The sequence below is a fragment of the Pseudomonas sp. AC355 genome (genome assembly GCF_979258205.1).
Map to the genome: position 1 here is coordinate 2297446 of NZ_OZ409843.1, position 24679 is coordinate 2322124.

The following is a 24679-nucleotide window of genomic DNA, read 5'->3' on the forward strand; positions in this document are numbered from 1 at the left end:
GGCCGTCAGTGGGCGTGGTCTGCAGAGCCTTTACCAAACTCGGACTTGAGGATGAAGCTGCCCTGCGATGCAACCGCGACGCCGGCACTCAAGCCCTGCGTGACCTCGACGAAACCATCGCTGGTCACCCCCAGCGTTACCGGCTGGGCAACGAATCCTTTCTCGACCCTGACGAATACCTGGGTCTGCTCATCGATACGCTGCACGGCTGCGGCCGGAATAGTGACGGCCACTTCACGGGATGCGGTCGCCACCTCGATGGCGACGGGTAAGCCAGGCCGCCAGGCACCATCGGGGTTGGTCAGCACCGCGCGGGCGGTCGCGGTGCGCGTCTGCTGGCCCAGCAGGCTGCCAATGTAGGAAATACTGCCCTCCACTTGGGTCTGCAGTTCAGGTGACAACACCTGAACCGTCTTGCCGACCTGAATGGCCGCCAGATCCTTTGGCGCGACGTTGAACGTGGCCCACACATGATTCAGATCGGTGAGCGTGAAGGCGTTGCTCGATGCATCGACCACCTCACCCAGCACGAAATGCTTCTCCACGACGGTGCCGTCGAACGGTGCACGCAGCTCGTAGCGATTGCCCTGGGATAACGCCCCTTGCCCACCCAGCGCGTTGATCTTCTGCTGGGCATTGCCGAGGGCGATATCCGCCTCCTGCGAGAGCTGGCGTGCCTGCAGATAGTCCTGCTCGGCGGAGATGCCGTCCTTCCATAGCTGCTTCTCGCGGTCGAGGGTGGTTCTGGCCAACTCGCTACGGCGCTGTGCTGCCGCAAGCTCGCTGCGCTGATCGGAAATCTGCTGGCTGGCGATGACCGCCAGCGTCTGGCCCTTGTGCACCATGTCGCCGAGATTGACGGGCACACTTTCAACCACGCCGGCAATGCGGGGTACCACATGGGCGGTACGATCCTCGTCGAAGCGGATTTCTCCAGGCAGTCGGGCCGTGGAATCGATGATCCGAGGTTGCGATTTCTCGCTCTGGATGCCTGCAATCTTTATCTGCTGCTCGGTCAGTTCGAGCAGCCCTTCGGTCTTCGCGTAGGCGAACTCAAGGGTTTGTTCTGCGCTTCGCACGGTGATTTTCGCGTCGAAGAAATGCGGCTCAGCGATGCCCACCGGACTGACAAATGCAGCCTTCTGCGGCGTGAATGCGAGCGTAACCTGCTCACCCGAGGCACGTGTCGCGTCGAGGGTGACAGAGGTATTCGCTGACGGCGTAATGGGCTTGCCATCTTTCAACAGGTAAATGGAGATCGGCTTCGAACCGTCCTCACTTTCGGGGGCTACCAGCTCCAGGCTGACGGCACCCTGGGTATGGATTTCACCGCCGTTGGGCCCAGCCTGCTGCTCGTCATGCCCACTCTCGCTGTCGGCATGCCCCTCTTCGGCGTGGCTGGCGGCGTCCTCGCTCGCGTGATCGGCCGAGCGTTCATTCAGGTACCAGGCGCCACCACCGGCCACACCAATCCCAAGGGCGAGGCTGATCGCCAAGGCCAATTTCTTACTCATGAATACTCCCGAATGGATAAGCCGGGCGCCTACCGAAGCAGTAGGCGCCCCATGGCGATTCTGAAAATGAAAATCTGCGTGATGAGTGCCGAGGCTCACTCGACAGCGGTGACGTCACCGAGGATGCGTTCGAGCTGCACCCACGACTCGGTGGCCGCAGACAACGCCTGGATGTATTGCGCGCGCGACTGGATCAACGTGCGCTGCGCGTCGAGCACATCGAGGAAGCCGAACTTGCCCATCTCGAAACCACGCGCGGTGCTTTCGACGGCGCTCTGAGCCGAGGGCAGAATCATCGATTCGAAGGAGCGGATTTCCTCTTTGGCCATCAGCCACTGATCCGCCGAGGTGGCGATTTCGTTGCGCAGCCGCAGCTCGGTGGCATTGCGCTGGTCACGGCTCTGGTCGGCACGACGCGCCGCCGCGAGGATATTTCCCTGGTTGCGGTTGAAGAGCGGCAAGGGCATGGACAGCCCGACCAGGTTCACGCGCTCGCGGTCGGCAGCGCTGTACTGGCTGCCGATGCTGACGTCCAGGTCGGGGATACGCTGCGTTCTTTCCAGAGCGAAGGAGGCTTCCTGCTGCTCGATGGCCAGCCTCGCAGAACGCAACTCGGCACTGCCGCCAAGTGCCGACAGCAAACGGGAAACGGACGGCAGCTCCGGAATACGGGTCGCATCACCTTGCAGCCGAAGCGTGTCGGCAACCTCTTCCTCGCCCAGAACGAGGCGCAGACGAGCCTGTGCAATGCCCTGATCACGGCTGGCTCGGCTGGACTCCAGCTGTAGTTCGGCAAGTTGCACCTGGGCACGCGTCAGCTCTATCGGTGAAACCTTGCCGGCCTTGACCCGGCCTTGCGCAATGCCGAGCGCGCGCTGCGCGACTTCACGGGACTCATTGGCCAGCTCGACCCGCATGCCGGCCTGCAGGGCTGCGTAAAAAGCCTGGATAACGTCCGCCCTCAGCGCGTTGCGACTCTGCTCTACCGTGAGGGCAGCGACATCCATGCCACGCTCGGCGAGATCGACACGCGCCCCGCGCTTGCCGCCCAGTTCGATGGGCTGGGTCAGTTGCACGGTGGTGGTTCGGGTATCGCTGCGGGTGTCTTCAACCTCCCACGACAACTGCGGGTTGGGCAGCAACCCGGCCTGTTTGCGTTCGGCCTTGCTGATGTCCAGCTCCCAGCCGGCAGCGGCCAACGTGGGGTTGTTCTGTTGGGAAAGCCGCAGCGCCTCAGGCAGCGTCAGAGCCGCGGCACTGGCATTGGCCTCCCCCGCCCACAGAAAAACCGTCGCGGCGAGCACCAGCGTTATGCCCCGTGAACATCCCAAAAAACCTGGATTGGCAGACAATGGTTAAGCCCTCAATCAATACAGTGTCGACACCACAAGTGCGGCAGCCGAACGACCGATGACTATTCGAAGTAGTGATTGGGGCTAAATCTAATTAGGCGCGCTTATCGCCAAGGTGACCGCAAGATTACAAATATGTAATCCACTCTTTCGGCAAAAACTTTTGCATTAAGATCGCCTCGCCAAATAACCCTGCCGGCAAGCACTCATGTCGCTTGGTGACTCGCAAGCCCAGCGTCCGTACGAACGGAACAGAGCCGTCACAGGGCTGCGTCAGGTTGCCACAGCCCCCGTAAATAGCGGCCAAGAGCCTTTACCCTTGAGTGACTACAGGGTTTAGAATTTCTTGATCCACCCTAGCGTTTCGTCCCCAAGAATAACGATCAGAACAATCACCGAATCAATCCCTTCAGGACACTAACAATGCGAATCCTAATTATCGAGGATGAGCCTAAAACTGCCGAATACCTCCATCAAGGCCTTAGCGAAAGCGGTTATGTGGTAGATAGAGCAGCAACAGGTATCGACGGTTTACATCTGGTCAAACAACATATTTATGATTTGGTAATACTCGATGTGAACCTGCCGGAAATGGATGGCTGGGGGGTTCTCGAGAACATCAGGCGCAGCACCAGCACCCGCGTCATCATGCTGACGGCGCGCGGCAGGCTGGCCGACAAGATCAGAGGGCTGGATCTTGGCGCAGACGACTATCTGGTAAAGCCGTTCGAGTTCCCCGAGCTGCTGGCCAGGGTCAGGTCACTGCTGCGACGAACCGAGCAAACCCATGTACCAGACGTCTTAAAGGTGGCCGATCTCGAGCTCGATCCAGGCCGCCATCGGGCCTTTCGTGGCGCTCAGCGAATCGACCTGACGACCAAGGAGTTCGCGCTGCTTCACCTGCTGATGCGCCGTTCGGGTGAAGTGCTTTCCCGTACGCAAATCATCTCACTGGTGTGGGACATGAACTTCGATTGCGACACCAACGTCGTCGAGGTCTCCATTCGACGCCTGCGCGCCAAGATCGACGACCCCTTCGAGCACAAGCTGATCCACACCCTCAGAGGTGTTGGCTACGTGCTCGAGGAGCGCTCATGAAGCCCGCCAGTCTGTCCATGCGCCTCGGCCTCTCGGTAGTGTTCATGGGCGCAGCATTGGTGGTTCTGCTGACCATACTGGCCTACTTCGCACTGACCCACGAGCTGTCTTCACTGGCGACCGAAAGCCTGCGCGGCAAGCTGAGCCAGATAGAACACAGGCTGGCCGAAGACAAGCTGACCACGCGTAACCTGAGAGACAAACCACATGAACTGCTCGACCTGGTGCTCGGCCACGACAACCTGCGCTTGACCCTCTATGAATCAGGCGCCGAGGTGCGCGAGCTGCTCAGCATCAACGATCTGCCCGCGGCCTTACCTGCCAATGACACGGCGCTGGGTAAAATCACCTATGGCAAAAGCACTGATAGCCGCGACCACAACATCCTCATTGCCACGACGGCGATGCGCCTGGTCGATGGCAACAAGATCATCGTGCGCCTTGCGATGGATCGCACCAACGACGAAGACCTGCTCAGCGCCTACTTCAAATACACCCTGAGTGCATTGCCGTTCGTGCTCCTGCTCATCGGAGGTGGAGCTTGGTGGGTGGTGCAGCGCGGGCTCAAACCGCTGAAGCGCTTCGGCAAGATAGCCGCACTGGTCTCCACCCAGAATCTGACCCACCGCATACCGGTTGAGCGCCTTCCCAAAGAGCTGGGTGAGCTGGCCGAAGGCATCAACTTCATGCTTCATCGTCTCGATGGCGGCGTTCAACAGCTCTCGCAGTTCTCCGACGACCTCGCGCACGAGTTGCGCTCTCCGCTCTCCAATCTGATGGGCAAAGCGCAGGTTTCGCTGTCCAGGCAACGCACTCCGGAAGAGTACAAGGCGGTTCTTGAAAGCAGCATCGAAGAGCTCGAAAGAGTCGCCCGCATCGTCTCCGACATGCTGTTCATCGCCCACGTCAGCCACCCGGCCGCGCTGGTGAAATTCGAAAGCATCAGCCTGGGCGATGAAGTGAGCCGGGTTGTCGATCTGTTCCACACATCAGCGGAAGAAAAGCACATAACCCTCGCCGTCAAAGGTACCGGCGCAGTGCGAGGTGATCGGCTGATGATCCAGCGCGCCATTTCCAACCTGCTCTCCAACGCGGTCAGACACACGCCGACAGGCAACACCATCGACCTGAACATCGAAGAGCGCGAAGGCTCGACGATACTGTCCATCCGCAACCCCGGTAGCGGCATACCGCAGCAGCACCTGCCGCATATCTTCGAGCGTTTCTATCGCGTCGACGCCAGCCGGTGTCGGGCAGATGGCGGTACGGGGCTGGGACTGTCCATCGTGCGTTCGATCATGAGCCTGCACCACGGTAGTGTCGGGGTTGACTCCACCGTTGGTGAGACGACTGTCTTCCAGTTGACGTTTCCACGTTAGAACTTCCTGATTATTGAATACGTTCCGCCAGGCGCCTTCCTGTCAACAATGTAATATTCACGCCACGCTGGCGATAGCATCGGCAACAGATAATGACTGCACATTTAAAGAGGAGTGCAGTTATGAAAGTGAGTAAGTATCTGGTTGCCTTTGTCCTGCTGAGCGGTGCGTCTTTTGCTCAAGCCAAAGTATCTGTCGAGAAACTCCACGAGAAGTACCAGAACGAAAGCAGCGCGATCATGCAGGAGTACGCGGCGAGCACGGGCAAGCCCGCCCCGCTGATTCGTGACTATGCCTATGGCATGAAAATCGACGTGGCGAAGTTGGTGCACACGACAGAAGACATCAGCACCTGCGGCAACTTCAAGAAGATCATGAGTTATGAAGACTCGCAAGGATCGTTGCATTCCGTGCGCTATACGATGCCAGGACAATGCGTCAACCAGCGATGATACAGAAGTGCTGTATATGAAAGCCGCCTCTTCAGGCGGCTTTTTAATGGCTGCGACTCAGTAGTCCCTGCACATGGGAAATGGCAACACCGAAGTTATCGAGCGAACATAAAAAAGGCGCCCACCAGGGGCGCCAGGATTCACCTCTTCCAAAGGAGCATGAATGCTTCAAAGGTGAATAGGGTGAGCGCTCGAAGAACTCCGAACGCTGCAAGGGACATGCAATGACTATATCCGGCGAAGATAACAAGAGCGTTGTTGGAACATTACAATCCTGCAATCAATCACTAGTTACCTTTACATACACAGCACCTACTAGAGAACGCTGAGTGGGTATTCGACTATCAAGCGAACTTCGTCCAGATCCGACTCGAACTGAGTCGCCCGTGTGTTGGCCTGACGAATGCGAAAGCTCATATCCTTGAGCGATCCAGTCTGCACGATGTATTTGGCTTCGAAGTCCCTCTCCCAGCGCTTTTGGTCGGTCAACGGATTGCCGTCTGCATCCCGGCGCATGTAGACGCTGTTGGCATTGGAATAGTCGGCGTCCGTTCCTTTGCCATACCGCGCCATGAAGGACAGCCCTGGCACGCCGTAGGGCGCCATGCTGAGGTCGTAACGGAGCATCCAGGACTTTTCCTTGGGCGAGTTGAAGTCGCTGTACTGGATCGAGTTGTCGAGGTAGATGGAGTCGGCCTGGCGCAGGTAATCGAAGTCGTCGTCACCATTGTTGCGCTGGTGCGTCAGCGCCAGTGTGTGAGCACCGAACTGCACGCCAAGCTTGCCGCTCCAGATGCTGTTGTTGAATTCACCCAGTTGCTGGGAGCCTTCGTCTACCGCCTTGTAATAATTGAAGCCACCGATCAGTGCCACCTCATCGCTGATCGGGTAGCGCAGGGACGTACCCACGTAGTACTGATCCCAGGCGTCTTTCAGTCGGCTGCTGTAAGCGCTGAAGCTGATGTTTTCATTCAGGCTGTAATCACCACCGAAGTAGCCGACCCACGGCGAATCGACACCGCCCGCGTAAAAGGTCGCAAAGTTGTCGCGCATGTTGCTCGACACCGGCTGGCTCATCGAGTGCAAACGACCACCCTGCAAGGTCAGCCCATCCAGGCTGTTGTTGACGAAGGTAACCCCGCGGAAAGACTCGGGTAACAATCGCGAGTCACCGTAATGAACGACCGGCGTGGCAGGAAATACATCACCGACCTTCACCGTGGTATCGAATGCCCGCGCCTTCAGTGCGCCACCGACCTTGCTGTAGTCGTCGCGCGCCTCGCCATCGCGATCCACCGGCAGAACATCGAACGAACTGCGCCCGCCATTGCGGCCACCGCCGGTGTCGAGCTTGATACCGAGCATGGCAAAGGCATCGACGCCAAAACCAACGGTGCCCTGGGTGAACCCAGACTCGAATTTGCCAATGATGCCGTATGCCCAGGCCTCGGAATAACCGGCACCACCCGGCGCGGTTTCGCCGTTGCGATGATCACGGTTGAAATAGAAATTACGGTTGAGGATGCTCAAACTACTGCCTTCGATGAACCCCTCCTTCTGCTCATCCGCAATTGCACAATTGCTTCCAACGATCGCTGACATGACGGCAAGCGACAGTGCGGCTTTTTTCTTCATGGTTGCTCCAGACGTTAGGGCAGTTTTCTTATAGATAGGTGGCACTTTTGTAATTCGTGAAACATTGGCCAAACGCTATCTTCCGCCCGGGAGCTAACGCCAAGGTGATGGGGAAATTACAATTCTGAAAGGAATGAGTAGCCACGCGAACCATGCGTTGACGGCCACTTTTACGGGGTGCCTGCCATTACGAGAGTGAGCAGGAAGTTGCCCGCGAGTAGTCTGAAGACCGGGCCTACTGCAATTGAAAACGGCCTTGCAAGGCGAGCATTGCTCTGGCGGCGATGCGGATATCGATGGGCTTCAAGGAGGGTTGGGTCTGACGCCCGCTTGGTGCCGATCAGCGAATTGGCGATTTCGCGGTGAACGGCGGGTTGTATGGGAAATCCCCGGGGCGGCTTGCCCGCCCCGGGGTTCACGGTTTACTGATTACGCGTCACGCGCCAGATGGTATTGGCGAGGTCGTCGGCGATGATCAGTGCGCCTTTCGGGTCGACGGTGACGCCCACCGGCCGGCCGCGGGTTTTGCCCTCGTCGGTGCGGAAGCCCGTGGCGAAGTCGATCGGCTCACCCGCCGGACGCCCGTCATTGAACGGCACGAAGATCACCTTGTAGCCCACCGGATTGTCACGGTTCCAGCTGCCGTGCTCACCGACGAAAACGCCGTTGGCGAACTGCTCGCCCATCTCCGGGATGGAGAAGTCGACACCCAGCGCGGCGACGTGGGAGCCAAGGCTGTAGTCCGGTTTGATGGCACTTGCCGCCTTGTCCGGGTTACCCGGCTTCACGCGCGTATCAACTGTCGTGCCCCAGTAGCTGTAGGGCCAGCCATAGAACTCGCCTTCACGCACCGAGGTCAGGTAATCCGGCACCAGATCCGGGCCCAGCTCATCGCGCTCGTTGACCACGGCCCACAGCTGCCCGGTCTCAGGCTGAATGGTCAGCGCCGTGGGGTTACGCAAACCGGTCGCGTAAGGCTTGTGAGCGCCGGTCTCGGCGTCGACCTGCCAGACCAGCGCGCGGTCGGCTTCGACTTCCATGCCGCGCTCGCCAATATTGCTGTTGGAGCCGATCCCCACGTACAAGTACCGACCGTCCTCGCTGATGGTCAGCGCCTTGGTCCAGTGATGGTTGATCGCCGACGGTAGGTCGGTGACCTTGGTCGGTGGGCCACCGGCTTCGGTCTGCCCAGCTTCATAATCGAAGCTGACCAGCGCATCCTGGTTGGCGACGTATAACTTGCCCTCGAAGAAGGCCAGGCCGTATGGCGCGTTGAGGTTTTCAGCGAACACCGTCTGAACCTCGTAGGTGCCGTCGCCATCGGCGTCACGCAGCAGTGTCAGGCGATTGCCACTTTTGACCTTGGTATTGCCCTGAGCCTTGATATAACCCGCGATCACGTCCTTGGGCTTGAGCTTCGCAGCGTTGCCGCCGCGGCCTTCGGCGACGAGGATATCGCCATTGGGCAGCACAAGCGTCTGACGCGGAATACGCAGGTCGGTGGCGATCGCCGTGACACTGAAACCCTCGGGCACGGTAGGCTTTTGATCGCCCCACTCCTCTGGTTCGGCGATCTTCATGCTGGGTAAAAAACCGCGTTGTGGTTCCGGCAGTTTGGGATCCGGGCCACGATCCATGGTGGTATCCGCTTCGCCGCCGCAGGCGCTCAGCAACAGCGCCATGCTCAGGACAGTCAGTGAGCTTGCAGTTCTCATTCGACACCTCCCGAACGCAGGCCGCTAAGACCGATCCACGCCGTAATGGTGATCAACAGGGTCACTATCACCGACAGCACCAGGCTCGCCGGCATGATGGCCCAGGCGTCCTTGGCGTGCTCGAAGGCGTTGACCAGCCCAAGCACCCAGGTAATCAGCAACAGCAGGAAGTACATGACCGGGCGCCCGGCCTTGCGGTCGGCACGGATCAGATTGACCAGCGCGAACAGCAACGCCAGACCGGAGAACAACAACCCACCAGCGATTAGCCAGGCGGCGAAGTTGCTCCACTGGATCTGGAAGGTCTTGTAGTAGGCGATGTCGCTCAGCAAGGCGCCGAGAAACAGGGGGACGGCTCCGGCAAGCAGGATCGCATGTAGCGGGCTTGGCGTGCGTCGATAGACGGGGTGGGTGGTAACGGTCACGGCGGCTCCTTATCGTTCAGCGACACTGGATCGAGGCTCGGTACGAATGCACCTGCCCGTCAGGCTCGCGCTGACTGCGCATAGGAAAGGATCGTGTCGCTGGAGCGTTAGTTCACATCCATTTCCCGACCGAAATATTTTGAAAAATCGGCGGTATTGCCCAACAGAGAATCGCCCACAACCGGTTGCCTGGAGTGAAAGTGCCAGGCAACCGCTTGCACCTCAACTTGCAGTACTGCTGCATCATCGGCGTATGCAGCAGTCGTTCAGGGCTTGGACAGATAGCCCGGCAGTGCCTCTACCCACTCGAGCCACCGCGCGACGTGGTGGTACGGGCTGAGATCCACACCGCCTTCAGGCGCCAGCACGACGTAAGGGTAAACCGCACAATCGGCGCCACCCGCCTGGTCACCTGCGCAAGCCCGAGCAACCTGCGCAGCGCTCCGACCATCGACACACCGCAATCACTGAGCGAGCACGCCTGCATCGCGCTGGCCTCGCAAGGCCGCCACTGCTACTACCGCCACAAGGGCAAGGAACTCGCCGAAACCATCACGCCTAGGCTGGTATGCAATCAGATCCGCGCTGCCAGCCAGGCCAGCGTGGAAGGGTTAGCAGGCCGTTGAAAAACGTTGGCGAGGCAGCCAGCGCAAGGCAAAAACAGGCGAAAAAGCGGAGTTTACGTGTTGTAAATGAGCATTTTGAGCCTGTTTTTAACGCCGCGATGGCCACGCAGGTAGTTTTTCAACAGCCTGTTAGGCATCACCCGGCTAATGCATTACCAGGTAGCGGACGAGCTCGCCAATGGCCGCCTGGTGAGAGTCCTAGAGGATTTCGAACCGGCGGATTTGCCGATCCAATTGGTCTACCCGCATTCCCTGCAGCTCTCTCCGCGGGTGCGCGCATTCGTGGAATGGGCATGCCCGCAGCTGGAGAGGTTTGTGCCGGATCCTTGCAGCCCATGACGATCAGCCCAGCAACCCCTTGAAGAACTGTGAGGCGTTTTCGTCGAGGGTGGCGATGTCGTAGCCGCCTTCCTGCACCACCACGCAGGGCAGGCCAAGGGCGCGGATGCGACGCCCCAGTTCCCTGAAGCCGGCATGGCTTACCGAGACCTTGGACTGCGGGTCGTTCTCGTAGATGTCGAAGCCCAGCGAGAGCACCAACACCTGCGGCGCGAAGTCGCGAAGGGCCTGCTCGGCCTGGCCGAGGTAGGTGAAGAAATCCGCCTCGGACGCGCCGTGGGGCATCGGCAGGTTGAGGTTGTAGCCCTCACCTGGACCACTGCCCTTCTCGTCATCGAAACCTGCCACCACCGGGTAGAAGTTGGTCGGGTCGCCGTGGATGGAGATGTACTGCACGTCGTCACGCTCGTAGAAGATCTCCTGGATACCCTGACCGTGGTGCATGTCGGTATCGAGGATGGTCACCCTGTCGAAGCGCGCCCTGAGCACTTCTGCGGCAATGGCGGCGTTATTGAGGAAGCAGAAGCCACCGGCTCCTTCGGCACGGGCGTGATGGCCCGGCGGGCGGCACAGGGCATAGGCCTGAGGCTCGCCGTCACTCACTGCAACAGCGGCAGCGACGGCGGACTGCGCCGACCAGTAAGCCGCTTGCCAGGTATGCTCACCGATAGGGCAACTGCCGTCGGCCAGGTAGCGCGCGGTCTTGCCGAGGATGCCGCGCAGCGGATTGTTCTCGCGGATGAAGATATTCGACATCACCTCGTCGCCCCAGTCTTCGTCCACCTCGTGCCACTGCGTGTAGGCGTCTCGCAAGTACTCCAGATACGCGCTGCTGTGCACGACGTTCAGCGGCGCGAGGCCGTGATCCTCGGGTTCGATCAGCGCGAAGCCGAGCTGGCGCGCCATGGCCAGCAGCGGATCGATACGCGCCGGTACTTCCTGGGGCTCGCGCATCTGCCCGCGGGACAGGTAGGAGCATGGGTGATGCAGACGTTGGTGCGGATGGAAGAAAGTCTTCATGGCGATTCTCGTCAAAAGCGTTGGTCTTGCGGTGCCGGCGGCCAGCACCGGGGCTGACGGCCAGCAGCGCCTGTCGTTTCAGTAGCCCAGTTCGGCGTCGACCTGATTGTTCAAGGGCAGGCCGGCGTTCAGGCGTTCGAGGTTGCCGGCGATCTGGCTGGCGATGCAGGCATCGGAGGCGGCAGAGGCCATGTGCGGCGTCACCCACACACCGAGCGCCTGCCACAAGGGCGAATCCACGCGCAGCGGCTCTTCGGCGAACACATCCAACAGCGCGCCGCGCAGCTGACCGCTGGCCAGCGCTTCGAGCAGATGGCTCTCTTCGACGTGCTCGCCGCGGCCGCAGTTGATCAGTGCCGCCCCTTCGGCCATGCGTGCAAACACCACGTTGTTGAGCAGACCGCGGGTCGCGGGCGTCAGCGGCAGCAGATTGACCAGCAGGTCGAGGCCATCGAGAAATTCGGGCAGCGACGTGTCCCCGGCGAAGGTGGCGACATCCGGGAGCTGCCGCGCGGTGCGGGCCCAGCCACGAACGGTGTAGCCCGCCTGCGCCAGCCGCGAGGCCACTGGCGTACCGATGGAGCCCAGGCCCATGACGCCAACCTTGAAGTCCCGCGCGGCTCGTTGCACCGGCCGCTGCCACTGCCGGGCCTGGCGACCATTGAGCACTTGATCGAAGCCGCGGTGAAAATGCAGCACGCCCCAATGCACGTATTCGGCCATGCCCTGGCTATGATCCGGATCCACCACGCGGCAGACGGGAATCGAACGTGGCCGCGAAAGGTCATGTTCCAGATGATCCACGCCCGAGCCGATAGAGTGGATCAGCCGCAGCGCCGGCAGCCGGCCCAGGCTTCCGGCAGCGGGATACCAGCACACCGCGACCTCGGCCTGCTCGGCGCCCTCCTCGCCTGGGCGCAACACCTGCAGATGCGGCGCATGTCGAGTGAACAGACCGGCCAGCCAGTCCTCCAGTTTCGGCTCTCGGCAGAGCAATACGATGCGCGCCATGAGCCTAGCTGCACCAATCGTTGCGCTGATCGTCGATCAGGCTCAGGGCGGCCTGCCAGGCCAGGTCGATGATGCCCTCGACGCCATCGCGGGAGAACTGCGCCGCGGTATGCCGGCACACTTCTTCACTGGGGATGTTCAACGCCACGCCTGCCGCCATCGCCTGAATCTGCGCCTGGCAGGCACGCTCGAGGAAATAGATCTCGTGGAATGCATGCGCCACACTCTGACCGCCGGCCAGCAAGCCGTGGTTACGCAGAATCATCGCATTGTGCGTGCCCAAGTCGGCGACCAGGCGAGCACGCTCATCCAGCGACAGCGCGATGCCTTCGTAGGTGTGATACGCCAGGTTGCCGTAGAACTTCAGGGCATGCTGGGTGAGCGGCAACAGGCCGTCACGCTGGGCAGCCACGGCCATTCCAGCGGCGGTGTGAGTGTGCACGATGCACTGCATGTCCGGCCGTGCAGCGTGGATCGCCGAGTGGATGACGAAGCCGGCGGCGTTGACCCGGCCCTGGCCATCCAGACGATCCACGACATTGCCGTGCAGGTCGATCAGCACCAGATCGCTGGCGCGCATCTTCTCGAAGGCAACGCCGTAGCGGTTGATCAGAAAGTGATGCTCGGGGCCTGGCACGCGCAGGGTGATGTGCGTGTCGATCAGGTCGGTCATGCGGTAGTAGGCGACCAGCCGGTACAGCGCGGCCAGGTCGCAACGGGCCTGCCATTCGACCTCGGTGAGGGTATCGGGTTTGCTCATGGGGTAACGGCCTCCGGGTTGGACAGGCTGACGGTTTGCCGCTCGCTGGCGCGCAGGTGGGCCAGGCCGATGACGCCAACCAGCGACATCAGCGCGAGGACGCTGAAGAACAGCGCCAGCGGCCACCATTGCCCGGCGTACTGCCCGGCCAGGTAGGTGCCGATCAGCGGCGTCAAACCACCGGTCAGGCCGCTGCCCAGTTGATAGGCAATCGAAATGCCGGAGTAACGCACCTGCGCTGCAAAGGCTTCGGCCATGTAGCCGGCGATCGCCGAATACAGCGCCGCCAACAGCAATACGGCCAGGGCGATACCCGCCGTCATGTAGATCAGGTTGCCGGTCTGCACCAGCAGGAACATCGGGTACGGCACCAGCATGCACAGGCCCGCCACCCATTTGAGGAAGCGCCCCTCACCAAAGCGCTCGGCGAGCAGTGCCGAACACGGCTGGGAGAGGAACTGCAGAATGGTCACCAGGAACAGGCAATCGAGAATGGTCGACTTGGATATGCCCTGATACTGCGTCACGTAGGTGATCATGAAGGTGTTGGTGAAGAAGAACCCGCCGGAACCGATGGTCACCGCCAAAGCGGCGAACAGGATCTGCCGCCAGCTATGGCGGATGACATCCTTGACCGGGCTCTTGGAGGTCTGCTTCTGCTCCTTGACCTTGGCGAACTCCGGCGACTCGGGAACACCGAAGCGGATGAACAGCCCCACCATCATCAGCACGCCACTCAGCAGGAACGGCACGCGCCAGCCCCAGCTCATCAGCGCGTCCTGATCCATCTCGCTGATGGCGCGAAAGGCGATCAGCGCCAGCAGCAGGCCAGCCGGACTACCCAGTTGGGCGAAGGAGGCAAAGAACACCTTGCGGCCCTTGGGCGCGTGCTCGCTGGCCATCAGCACCGCGCCGCCCCACTCGCCACCCACCGAAATACCCTGCAGGAAGCGCAGCGCGACCAGTCCGATCGGGCCCCAGATACCGGCCTGGGCGTAGGTTGGCAGCAGGCCGATGCAAGTGGTCGCCACGCCCATCAGCACCATGGTGAACAGCAGCATCTTCTTACGCCCGAGACGATCCCCGAGATGACCGAACACCACCCCGGCGAACGGCCGCGCGATAAAGCCCACGGCGAAGGTGGCGAAGGCCGCCATGGTGCTCAGCACCGCGTTGTCACTGGGGAAGAACAGCTGCCCCAACACCAGCGCGGCGGCGAAGGCGTAGATATAGAAATCGTAGAACTCGATCGTGGTGCCAATGAAGGCAGCCGCCGCGGCACGGCGCGGCGTGGAGGTGGGTGTAGTCATCGCAAGCTCCCGGATTCGTTTTTATAGGCAGGAGGAAAAGCACATCCCCGGTACGGGATCGGTCGCACTCTGGCGGTGCATTGCCAGATCATGCCCCCGCACCTATGCTAAGCAAAGCTTCTAATATCAATACTCAAGTATAAGCACGACGGATAATCAAAAACCCATGAACCCCGGCCATCGCAACCCCGAGGCCCGTCGCTTCCTCAACGACCGGCTGGACTGGAACCTGCTGCGTACCTTTCTGGTGATCGGCCAGGAAGGCAGCATCAGCCGCGCCGCAGCCCGCCTGCACCTGAGTCAGCCGGCGGTCAGCCAGGCCCTCAAACGCCTCGAGGAACAGCTGGAAAGCGCCTTGGTAATTCGCAGTGGCCCACGCATCGCGCTGTCCAGGGCCGGCGAGGAAGTCATGCAGATCGCTGCCGAACTCTACGGCACCGTCTCGCGCCTCGGCCCGGCGCTGGACGCCCCGGAGGAAAACGTTGCCGGCAAGATCCGCATGCTGATGATCAGCCGTATCCAATCGAGCTTCTACGACGACTTCCTGGCCAACTTCCATGTCGACTACCCCAGGGTCGAGTTCGAATTCGACGTGCTGCGCAGCTCCGACGTGGTAAGCGCGCTGCTGCAGAAAACCGCCTCCTTCGGCCTGAGCCTGTGCCGAACGCCGCAGTCACGCCTGGAACAACGGGTGATGCTCAAGCAACGCTATGCGTTCTTCTGCGGCAAGCGCCACCCCCTGTTCGGGCGCAAGAACCTGAAACTCGGCGACCTGCAAAGCGAGAACTTCGTCAGTTTCACCAGCGACCAGATCGGCGGCAACCTCTCGCCACTGACTATCTTCAGGGATCAGCAGGGCTTCACCGGCCGCATCGTGGCCTCCTCGCCGAGCCTCGACGAAATACGCCGCCTGGTCGCCGCCGGCTATGGCATCGGCTGCCTGCCGGAACATATCGTCGCCAAGGACGTGCAGGCCGGCGAAGTCTGGCGCCTGCCGCCTGCCGAGGGCGTCATCGACGTGGACGTCTACCTGCTCTGGAACCGCGACCAGAAACGCACCCACGCCGAAGCGATCTTCCTGGAGCGCTTCGAGCAGGCGTTACGGGCGACAGAGTTGCAGGATCGGTTTTGAGCCGCGATGCAGGGGCAACACCGCCTGCATCAGCCTTGCGCGCCGACTAGAGAAATTCCACCCCTTCGCACTTGTAGGCTCCGATGAACAGGTCGTCGGTGAGAATCTCACCGTCGAGGTTGAAGCAGAACAGGTAACTCTCGGTGCGATCACCGATCTCCACGCTCTTGAGGCCGATGCATTCGTTGGGGTGGCCGGGTACCAGCTTGAACGAGGAAATGCCGCGCTCGGGCACTCGTTCACCAATCTCCAGCACTTGAATGTCGCTAAAATCCTCACTGGCGATTACCAGCTTGTTGCTACCTCTCTCGCGACCGTCGACCTCCTCATCGAAGGGCTCGGTAGATACCTTGCGGGGGAAAAACAGCCATTGGCGTCGGTACGGATGCCACTCAGCCGCCTCATGGATCACGTACCCCTGCTCGCCCACGCCCAGCGCTTCGCGGATCAGTGCATAACGATCCTGCCAATCGATGCTCTGCAGGCCGTAGTCACGGCCGACCACCTTCACCCACTCCTCCTCGGGACGCTTGCCGTGGCTACCGACTACCAGGTGATCGCCCCAGAGCGTGGCCCATTCGCTCTTGAAGCCCTTGAAGCGTTCATCGCCGCTGCCGGTCATGAGGATCTGTCGCGGGATCAGCTGGTTGTGCTCGCGTATCTCGCAGACTAGACCGGTGCGGTCGTCGAAGGTCAGCAGGCGCTTGCCGAACATCACCAACTCGGAGAATTCCGCACCCCGACCGCCTTCGGCGATCAAGCTGACCAGCTGGAATTCGCCACCTTGCTCGGGCAAGATTTCCTCGAAGCGATAATGCGCGCGACCCGCTTCGTCAACAACGCGGTGCAGGCGGTCATGCCGCAAGGTCGAGCGCCAGGCGACCTGACCATCTTCCAGTTCGATCTGCGAGGCATGGTCTTCGTCGGTGATGATCGCCAGCAAGTATTCATTGGTCTGGTCATCGTATCGCTCCAGGCGCTGGCGGTCGGCATCGAAGTGGGTCATTTGGGTAGTACCTTTACTGGATTGCAACGGCAGACCCCCGTCACGGCACCTCAGTTCAGAACAGTTGCAACGGCTCAGCGATTTCGAGGCCTTGGGCAGCACACAGAGAGATTCGTCATGCGCAAGCAGCATCACTTTCGCGACAGCAAAGACGGCCTGCTGGCCTGGGATGTCCTGCCTCTTTTCGCTTAGGTTGAGGTTGTCGCCCTCACCCGGCCCGCTTTCAAAAACGGAGGTTCAGAGCTGCAGCAAAAATAAATCTAACCCTTCAGCCGGTTCGCGGAGCTGCCCACGCGCTGGGCATTTGTGCAAGACTTCTTGTGCTAAATCCAGCGCCGCACCTGGGCCTGATAAGCCGTAAAAGACGCCCCGAAGCGCTCCGACAAGACACGTTCCTCCGGTGCGATCTGGAAGCGGTTGATGTAGACGATGAACCCGACTACGCCGATGACCGCTTGTGGCGTGCCGAGAACGATCGCCCACGACAGCAGTACGACAGCAAAGCCCAGATACATCGGGTTGCGGCTGTGCCGATAGATGCCGGTGCTGACCAGACTGGTAACCTCCTGCGGTACCAGCGGGTTGACGGTGGTGCGCGCTCGACGAAAGCTGTTTACCCCTGCCAGGCAGACCGCGACGCCCAACAGTAATAACGGCAAGGCGATAACCAGTCGTGCCGCTGAAACATGGCCAAACGCGTCCGCCGAACTGAGCCACATCAGCACTGCAAACACGCAGGCAACAAGCACAGGCGGGAAACGGTTGTTCAGAAAATCCATCTTGAAAACTCCTTGGCCTCGTAATCAGACAGCCCCTTGGGAACCGTGGACATCCTCCAGCCGTACCCACAAGGTAATTATCGAGCGCTCTTGTCGAGCTCGCTTCTGATCAGGTCGTAAAGCTGCTGGGCACCGAACTGGGTGAGCGGGCGACCATTCACGAAGAACGTCGGCGTGCCGCGTACGCCCAGGCGCTGGGCGTCAGCAGTATCCTTTTCCAGCGCGGCAGCGATCTCAGCCGACATCATGTCCTCACGGGCCTTCGGCACATCCAGCCCGGCACGCTCCGCTGCCTGCCAGGCGGCAATGACCTGAGGGTCGTCATGCCAGGCAGGCTGAGAATCCAGCACGGCCTCGATTACTGGAATGAACAGATCCTGCTTTCTCGCCGCTTCGATGATCCGTGCGGTTTCTTCCGAGCCCTTATGGTTGAGCACATAGCGCAGAACCAGCCTGATATCCCCTGGGTGCTTGTCCATCATCTGTTTGACGATTGGATAGAACGCCCTGCACGCCTCGCATGAGGGGTCGAAAAACTCGACGACTGTCACGCTCGCATTGGCAGGGCCGAAGCTTGGTGAATGAAACCGCACCAGGTTCGCAGCACGCGGTGCCTCGGTGGCGGCTGTATCAGCCGGAACCGGCTGGTAGGCAGGTGCTTCCTCTCTCGGATAGAGAAACCCCGCAAGAGCGAAGCCAATGACAGCAAGGACGATAACGGCAACGACCACGATACGGCGACTCATGCAACTGACCTCCGGCGAACGAGCAAAAGTAGAACAGCGATCAAGCTGAAGACCCCAAGGGACAGCAAAGGCAGCGGCACGCTGCCGAGTACCGTCATGTCTGCACCAGAGCAAGACGGGCCCATGCCGCAGGGTTTGATGGCTTCGGGGATGACTCGGAAATACAGCAGGTTGTGGTACAGCGCGACCAGCAGACCGGCGATGGCGACAGGCAGGGCATAACGCCAGACACCTGCATCGGACAGGTAGCAGGCGACCCCCAGGATGACCACCAGCGGAAACATGAAGGCACGCTGAAACCAGCACAGGTTGCAGGGAACCTGCCCCATGACCTCACCAACGAACAGCACCGCCAGCGTGGCAAGCAGCGCCAATAGCCAGGCAGTGAGTAACAGAGACCAAACGCTAGACCTGAGGTGGTTCATACACATCCCGTATTGCTGGCCACAGCAGGCAACGACTTGCGCTGCTGCCAAATGATGGCGGGCAACATAAAGGCTGTAGCGACTACAGAGTCAACTGTTTTGGAGGCTGATTACGCCCCGCTATCTTCGCTGCCTCTCTGAATGCGAGCGCCGATTCGCCACCTGCAATACGCCGAAAGTGCTCTGCCCGTACTTGGCCCGATAAACTGCCCCAAAAATACAAAACCCCTGACTCGTGGCTAAGTGCAGGGGTTTTGTATTAGGTACGAGATGCCTTTGGTGAGGGCATCAGGGCAGTGTTTTAGCGGCTAACCACCTCCATCGACTTCACCGCCACTACCTTGGCCTGCCTCAACGCGTGCTCGACCACGACGGTTTCAATATTGCGAACGCTGGTTCCCAAGCGTTTCTTGGCTACCGCAAGACCGTATGCAGCAAGCTCATCGCTAGGGATATCGCTGGCCATAAGCGGCACTTGAACCATCAGCACACCATCGCTCAGTACCGTTACCTGAAGGTTCAACAGCTGCCCATTGGCCAACGTGACGACCCCCTCCACCGACCTGGAGCCAGAGCGTTGCAGCACAGGCGCCTGGCGGCTTCCGGTATCGGCCAGTTCCAGCGTGATGCTATTGCCCATGTCAGTCGCGGCGTACTGACCTTCTGCACTTAGCGGCTCACCCGAACGGGTTCGATAAATTGCCAGACTTTTACGCACTGCGGGCTCTGAGCGACCATCGAGCAGCGCCAGGCTCATCCTGCCGTTACCAGTTAGAACAGCATCCTGAAGAACCAACGCGTCACCCATGCCGATGCTTGCTGGGGTCGTTGCTAGGCTGGGCGTATCGCTGAACAGCGCCGTAGACAGAATCGGCTGAACAGTGGCTTGGCCCTCCACGATCACCTGATTATCAGGCCGCTTAACCGCTACGCCAGTGCCATTAACGCCTTCCGGTGCATTGATCAAACCAACCGGTGTGAAGAATGGCGGCTGAATGCTGGCGACGCCGATCACTGGCTGATCAGCCAACAGATAGTTGGATGCGTCGCCACCCTGCAGTTGCAAATCGGTAACGCTTACAGTTTTCCCTTGGCCCGCCGTCGGTGTTTCAAACGCAGCGTTCCCCGTTGCACCGACAGCATCGCCGACAACGATACCGTCAACAGTGATATCCCGGATGATGGCCGTGCTACTGCCGTCGTACGGCTTGTCGGCAATATCAACCCTGACAGTCACCACCTTACGGTCGATATCGGCGGTGCCGATCTGCGCATCGGTGTCGAATGCGTAGTTGTTCGCCTCATCGCCGGTCAGGGCGATGCCCGAGCCGGTAACCGATTTATCCTGCCCCGCATTCTTGTCGATGAACGCGCCCTTGTCGCCACTGCCGGTGACCTTGCCCTGGTCGCCATCGACGATGCCGATCAGCGAGATATTGCTCAGGTCAGCCACCGTGGTGCCGTCGTAGATTTTGTTGGCTACGTCGGCGGTCGCGGTCAGGGTCTTGCGGTCGATGTCGGCGGTACCGATTTGCGCATCGGTGTCGAATGCGTAGTTGTTCGCCTCGTCGCCGGTCAAGGCAATGCCCGAGCCGGTAACAGACTTGCCTTCGCCCGCGTTCTTGTCGATGAAAGCACCTTTGTCGCCACTGCCGGTGACTTTGCCTTGATCACCATCGACGATACCAACCAGCGAGATATTGCTCAGATCAGCAACCGTGGTGCCGTCGTAGGTTTTGTTGGCCACATCGGCGGTTGCGGTCAGGGTTTTACGTTCAATGTCGGCGGTGCCAATCTGTGCATCAGTATCGAACGCGTAGTTGTTCGCCTCGTCACCAGTGAGCGCAATGCCCGAGCCGGTGACCGATTTGTGCTGGCCTGCATTCTTGTCGATGAATGCGCCGGTGCCACCACTGGTGTTCACCTTGCTTTCATCACCGTCGACGATGCCGATCAGCGAGATATTGCTCAGATCAGCAACCGTGGTGCCGTCGTAGGTTTTGTTGGCCACATCGGCGGTTGCGGTCAGGGTTTTGCGGTCGATGTCGGCGGTGCCGATTTGCGCATCGGTATCGAACGCGTAGTTGTTCGCCTCGTCGCCGGTCAGGGCGATGCCCGAGCCGGTAACCGATTTGTCCTGACCTGCGTTCTTGTCGATAAAGGCGCCGGTGCCACTGGTGCTCACCTTGCTTTCATCACCGTCAACGATGCCGATCAGTGAGATATTGCTCAGGTCAGCAACCGTAGTGCCGTCGTAAGTTTTGTTGGCTACGTCAGCGGTCGCGGTCAGGGTTTTACGGTCGATATCGGCGGTGCCGATTTGTGCATCGGTGTCGAATGCGTAGTTGTTCGCCTCGTCGCCGGTCAGCGCAATGCCCGATCCGGAGACCGATTTGTCCTGACCTGCGTTCTTGTCGATAAAGGCGCCGGTGCTACCACTGGTGTTCACTTTGCTTTCATCACCGTCGACGATGCCGATAAGCGAGATATTGCTCAGGTCAGCAACCGTGGTGCCGTCGTAGGTTTTGTTGGCTACGTCGGCGGTCGCAGTCAGGGTTTTGCGGTCGATGTCGGCGGTGCCGATTTGCGCATCGGTATCGAATGCATAGTTGTTCGCCTCATCGCCGGTCAGCGCGATGCCCGAGCCGGTAACCGATTTGTCCTGGCCTGCGTTCTTGTCGATGAACGCGCCTTTATCGCCAGTGCCGGTGACCTTGCCTTGGTCGCCACTTACGATGCCAACCAGCGAGATATTGCTCAGGTCAGCAGTGGTAGTGCCGTCGTAGGTTTTGTTGGCTACGTCGGCGGTCGCGGTCAAGGTTTTACGGTCGATCTGCCCCACATCACCACTTACGCTGGAGGCGTCGACCTGGTAGCCGTACACCTTGACGTTTCCATTGGTCGCCTCGGAAACCTCGACGTCGTCTACCGTTACGCCCTTTCCGGCGCCGGCATTCTTGTCGGTGTAATAGGCATTACCAAACGAGAGCACGTCGATGGTGTCGCCATCGATTGCGCCGCTCATGTCAAAGTTTGCATTGTTGACGGTCGCGGCGGTGTCGCCGTCATAGGTCTTGCGAACCTCTCCCTGCAGCTCAACCTTCACCTTCGGTGCGTAGCTGTACAGGTGTCCATTGCCGCTACCCAGCACCGTATCGCCATACTGCGCGGCGTACTGTTTGAAAGCGACATCCAGGCCGCCACGCGTATCGTCCAGAGGGCTGCTGGAATAGGTGAGCCAGCGGCCGTTGTCGGTAACCAGCGCGTTGGCGCCCGCGTTGTTGACGAGGTTACGCTCGGCGACCAATACGACGGCGTCGCCGCTGCCCTGAGCGGTGACTGTGCCGCCGCTGCCGATGACGATATCGCCGGTGCCAGCCTGGGCGATGATGTGTCCGCTGGCGTCAGTGTTGCGCAGCGCGCCATCGATCTGGATATCACCGTTGAGCAGCGTCAGGTTGTTGTTGGCGCTGAAGCCAAAGCCGGAAGCTTCAACGGTCGTGGTACCCGTACCGTCGGCACGGCCGATGGTGAGGTTCTTGATTCCCACCAGTTTGCTGATATCAGTCGCGGGCGCACTCGCATCCAGGAAGATGCCGCCACCAGCGTTACCGCTGCTGCTGTCCAGCTGGATATTGGTCGTCGCGTCGTAGGGCTCCAGGCGAATGCTTGCCGTGGACAGGTTCTGCAAGGTCGCCTGGCTGAAGTCGACGTTGTTGGCGCGCAGGGTCAGCAGGTCAGTGCCAGTGTCCAGATTGACCGTGCTGGTGAAGTTGATTGCGCCGTCGGTGTAAACGGAAGCGCCCCCCTTCATTGTCAGGGGTGTACTGAAGTTCACGTCGCCACTGAGGCTGAGGAGACCACCGAGAATCTTGTTACCTGTAGAGGCACCCAAACCTTGGCCGCCCGCTGCGTTAATGGCATCACCAAAGTACAGGCGGCCATTACCCAAGACCATATCACCCAACAGTGTCGCACTACCGTTGTTACCTGAACCAAAGGAGATATATAAGTTGCCACCCTCGGTATTGATAGGTGTGTTCAGGGTGAAATGCCCCTGTCCGCCGACATCCGAGTCACCAGAAAGGCGTACATACCCCCCATTGGTAGAAATCGCGCCGCCAACCGTTAAACCATCTGCGCCCAGCAAAGTGATACTACCTGCTCCAGGCGTACCGCTACCGATCACAGCCACGTTGTGAGAGGGAATATCTGCAATCGACGGATTAACACCCTGACCTAGTGCGGTGAGGTTGAATACGTTGCTGATAGAACCAGTCCCAACACCACCGGACTGAAAATAAATACTTCCAGTCCCTGATACAACGAGACCGTTCTGGTTGTTATCAAATTTTATATCACCCCGGTTACCAGACCCGGTTACTGCATCGCGAATAACTTCTGCACGGAAGCTCACGTCTTCCTGCATGCTGATGGTGCCATCGCCGCCATTGAGATTCAGATCCGCGAACTGGATGCTGTTAGTGGCCTGCATCAGCACGTTGGCCGTCTGCTCCTCCAGCGTCTTCTCGTACACCGTCACGGCACCGCTGCCGTTCGACCAGTCGCCACTGGTGCCGCTGCCACCGGAAACGATGATGGTGGTCGGATCGAGCAACAGATCACCCGTACGCCCCTTGGCTGCACGCGCGTCGGTCTTGCCCGCATACTGAAGCGTTTGCTTGCCAGACACTTCAGCCTTGCCGCCGTTACCTGCCTGCTCACCACCACGGATCGAGATGTCGCCCGCGAAACGGTTGTCACCGTCCGACCAGAACACCACCGTGCCGCCATCACCGGCCTGGGTCGCGTCGGCTTTGACCTTCACGCTGCGCTCGACCGTCACCTGCGAGGCATTGGCCACGCTGGCATCCTTGCCCTGCCAGCCGCCACCGACCTTGATCGTGCCGCCACCTGCCGCGCCGCTGGCATCCAGCTGCGCATCGGCAATGGCGATACGCTCGCCCGTCACGACGATGTCGCCGCCCTTGCCATGCACGGAGGAAGCGTCGAGCGTACCTGCGATTTGCGTGAGGCCACCCTCGGCATCACCATCCAGAAGAATGCGCCCACCACGCTCCACCAGGCCGTTGGCTTCGATGATGCCGGTGTTGTTGATCACGCTGTTCAAAGCAGCATCAGCCGATCGCGCACTCAACGCCACCAGGCCGCCGTCGGCGCTGATGTGACCTTCGTTTTTAACCAGAGCATCGAGCACACCACGCTCGATGTTGACACCGACCAGGCCGTCGCCCTGGAAGTCCAGTGTCACCTTGTCGCCAGCTGCCATTACCGTGCTGCCACCCGGCGTCTGGATCGTCCCGCTGTTACCAACCTGGGGGCCGACCAAAGCGACCACGCCACCTTTCGCTGCATTGATGGTGCCCTGGTTGAGCACTGCGCCCGCACCGGCACCGCCGTTCAAGGTGGTTTTACCGGCGAGGAAATCCTGGTCGCTGATCTGCAGCGAAGAGGCAACCAGCCCACCGACGTTGACCTCGGCGCCCTTGCCGATCACCACGCCGTTCGGGTTGAGCAGCCACACCTGGCCATTGGCATCGAGCTTGCCAAGGATCTGGCTGGCATTACCGCCACCGATCACGCGGTTCAGGGCAATGCTGTCGACGCCAGGCTGGTGGAACGTGACACTGGCATCGCTGCCGATATCGAAGCTATTCCAGTTGGTAACCAGCTTGCCACTGTGCTGATCGATAACCATATGGCTACCGTTCTGAGAAATATTACCGCTGCCACCGACGATGGCTCCTCCAGTCGGAAGGTCGGCCGCCAGGGCCATGCCGCTGCCCAGCAGACCGACAGCGGCGAGGAAACCGATGGCGCCGCCGCGCTTGCCGCGTGAGGTGGAATGTTCTGCTACAGCGACGAATGCCTGATCGGCATCGCTCCAGACCAGACGGTAAAGATGGTTCAACGAAGCCCGCTTCATGATGTGCT

Annotated in this window: 18 protein-coding genes and 3 pseudogenes; 6 read left to right on the top strand and 15 right to left on the bottom strand. The window is 60.1% G+C overall.

Annotated elements, in window-relative coordinates:
• Positions 1-5: 5 nt before the first annotated feature.
• A complete protein-coding gene (locus ACZ0AI_RS10850) occupies positions 6-1514 on the bottom strand; it encodes an efflux RND transporter periplasmic adaptor subunit (RefSeq protein WP_463565752.1) in 1509 nt (502 codons plus the stop codon).
• A gap of 95 nt (positions 1515-1609) precedes the next feature.
• The gene (locus tag ACZ0AI_RS10855; RefSeq protein WP_463565753.1) at positions 1610-2818 is read right to left on the bottom strand and encodes a TolC family protein; all 1209 of its coding nucleotides are present in this window, start codon (positions 2816-2818) and stop codon (positions 1610-1612) included.
• Positions 2819-3289: 471 nt separating this feature from the next.
• On the opposite strand from ACZ0AI_RS10855, the gene ACZ0AI_RS10860 reads away from it, so the two are divergent.
• From ACZ0AI_RS10860 to ACZ0AI_RS10870, 3 genes are all read left to right on the top strand, one after another.
• Entirely contained in the window at positions 3290-3964 is a 675-nt protein-coding gene (locus ACZ0AI_RS10860) for a heavy metal response regulator transcription factor (RefSeq protein WP_463565754.1), read from the top strand.
• Complete coding sequence (locus ACZ0AI_RS10865; RefSeq protein WP_463565755.1) at positions 3961-5343, top strand: heavy metal sensor histidine kinase; 1383 nt, start codon at positions 3961-3963, stop codon at positions 5341-5343. Before ACZ0AI_RS10860 ends, ACZ0AI_RS10865 begins: the two co-directional genes overlap by 4 nt.
• Before the next feature lie 122 nt (positions 5344-5465).
• A complete protein-coding gene (locus ACZ0AI_RS10870) occupies positions 5466-5795 on the top strand; it encodes a DUF2790 domain-containing protein (RefSeq protein ID WP_463565756.1) in 330 nt (109 codons plus the stop codon).
• A 315-nt stretch (positions 5796-6110) separates the two neighbouring features.
• Here ACZ0AI_RS10870 and ACZ0AI_RS10875 read toward each other — a convergent pair whose 3' ends face one another.
• From ACZ0AI_RS10875 to ACZ0AI_RS10890, 4 genes and pseudogenes are all read right to left on the bottom strand, one after another.
• Complete coding sequence (locus ACZ0AI_RS10875) at positions 6111-7397, bottom strand: OprD family porin (protein ID WP_463566098.1); 1287 nt, start codon at positions 7395-7397, stop codon at positions 6111-6113.
• Between the two features lie 455 nt (positions 7398-7852).
• Positions 7853-9145, bottom strand: a complete 1293-nt coding sequence (locus ACZ0AI_RS10880) for a PQQ-dependent sugar dehydrogenase (protein ID WP_463565757.1) — start codon at positions 9143-9145, stop codon at positions 7853-7855.
• On the bottom strand, positions 9142-9570 hold the full coding sequence (locus ACZ0AI_RS10885) for a DUF2231 domain-containing protein (protein ID WP_463565758.1): 429 nt from the start codon (positions 9568-9570) through the stop codon (positions 9142-9144). Before ACZ0AI_RS10885 ends, ACZ0AI_RS10880 begins: the two co-directional genes overlap by 4 nt.
• A 266-nt stretch (positions 9571-9836) precedes the next feature.
• Positions 9837-9965 (bottom strand): annotated as a pseudogene (locus ACZ0AI_RS10890) (glutathione S-transferase family protein); the annotation flags it as partial.
• Here ACZ0AI_RS10890 and ACZ0AI_RS10895 point away from each other — a divergent pair.
• A pseudogene (locus ACZ0AI_RS10895) lies at positions 9948-10181 on the top strand (type 2 periplasmic-binding domain-containing protein); the annotation flags it as partial. The pseudogenes ACZ0AI_RS10890 and ACZ0AI_RS10895 sit on opposite strands and share 18 nt — an antisense overlap.
• Before the next feature lie 144 nt (positions 10182-10325).
• Positions 10326-10535 (top strand): annotated as a pseudogene (locus ACZ0AI_RS10900) (LysR substrate-binding domain-containing protein); the annotation flags it as partial.
• A gap of 3 nt (positions 10536-10538) precedes the next feature.
• Here ACZ0AI_RS10900 and ACZ0AI_RS10905 read toward each other — a convergent pair.
• The 4 genes from ACZ0AI_RS10905 to ACZ0AI_RS10920 all read right to left on the bottom strand — a co-directional run bounded on the left by ACZ0AI_RS10905 (position 10539) and on the right by ACZ0AI_RS10920 (position 14636).
• Positions 10539-11555, bottom strand: a complete 1017-nt coding sequence (locus tag ACZ0AI_RS10905) for a histone deacetylase family protein (RefSeq protein ID WP_463565759.1) — start codon at positions 11553-11555, stop codon at positions 10539-10541.
• Between the two features lie 78 nt (positions 11556-11633).
• Positions 11634-12566, bottom strand: coding sequence for a 2-hydroxyacid dehydrogenase (locus ACZ0AI_RS10910; RefSeq protein ID WP_463565760.1), 933 nt, complete (start codon positions 12564-12566; stop codon positions 11634-11636).
• 4 nt (positions 12567-12570) lie between these two features.
• Entirely contained in the window at positions 12571-13326 is a 756-nt protein-coding gene (locus tag ACZ0AI_RS10915) for a class II aldolase/adducin family protein (RefSeq protein WP_463565761.1), read from the bottom strand.
• On the bottom strand, positions 13323-14636 hold the full coding sequence (locus tag ACZ0AI_RS10920) for an MFS transporter (RefSeq protein ID WP_463565762.1): 1314 nt from the start codon (positions 14634-14636) through the stop codon (positions 13323-13325). The genes ACZ0AI_RS10915 and ACZ0AI_RS10920 overlap by 4 nt, the downstream gene beginning before the upstream one ends.
• A 166-nt stretch (positions 14637-14802) precedes the next feature.
• Here ACZ0AI_RS10920 and ACZ0AI_RS10925 point away from each other — a divergent pair, with 166 nt between their 5' ends.
• The gene (locus ACZ0AI_RS10925; RefSeq protein WP_225839195.1) at positions 14803-15768 is read left to right on the top strand and encodes a LysR family transcriptional regulator; all 966 of its coding nucleotides are present in this window, start codon (positions 14803-14805) and stop codon (positions 15766-15768) included.
• 46 nt (positions 15769-15814) lie between these two features.
• Here ACZ0AI_RS10925 and ACZ0AI_RS10930 read toward each other — a convergent pair whose 3' ends face one another.
• The 5 genes from ACZ0AI_RS10930 to ACZ0AI_RS10950 all read right to left on the bottom strand — a co-directional run bounded on the left by ACZ0AI_RS10930 (position 15815) and on the right by ACZ0AI_RS10950 (position 24671).
• Positions 15815-16774: a hypothetical protein gene (locus ACZ0AI_RS10930; RefSeq protein WP_225839193.1), complete on the bottom strand. Its 960-nt coding sequence runs from the start codon at positions 16772-16774 to the stop codon at positions 15815-15817.
• Between the two features lie 323 nt (positions 16775-17097).
• Complete coding sequence (locus ACZ0AI_RS10935) at positions 17098-17553, bottom strand: methyltransferase family protein (RefSeq protein WP_463565763.1); 456 nt, start codon at positions 17551-17553, stop codon at positions 17098-17100.
• 77 nt (positions 17554-17630) lie between these two features.
• Positions 17631-18299, bottom strand: a complete 669-nt coding sequence (locus ACZ0AI_RS10940) for a DsbA family protein (protein ID WP_463565764.1) — start codon at positions 18297-18299, stop codon at positions 17631-17633.
• The gene (locus tag ACZ0AI_RS10945) at positions 18296-18724 is read right to left on the bottom strand and encodes a disulfide bond formation protein B (protein ID WP_225839176.1); all 429 of its coding nucleotides are present in this window, start codon (positions 18722-18724) and stop codon (positions 18296-18298) included. Before ACZ0AI_RS10945 ends, ACZ0AI_RS10940 begins: the two co-directional genes overlap by 4 nt.
• A 301-nt stretch (positions 18725-19025) precedes the next feature.
• Positions 19026-24671 (bottom strand): YDG domain-containing protein, encoded by a 5646-nt coding sequence (locus tag ACZ0AI_RS10950; RefSeq protein WP_463565765.1) that lies wholly within the window; start codon positions 24669-24671, stop codon positions 19026-19028.
• Positions 24672-24679 lie beyond the last annotated feature (8 nt).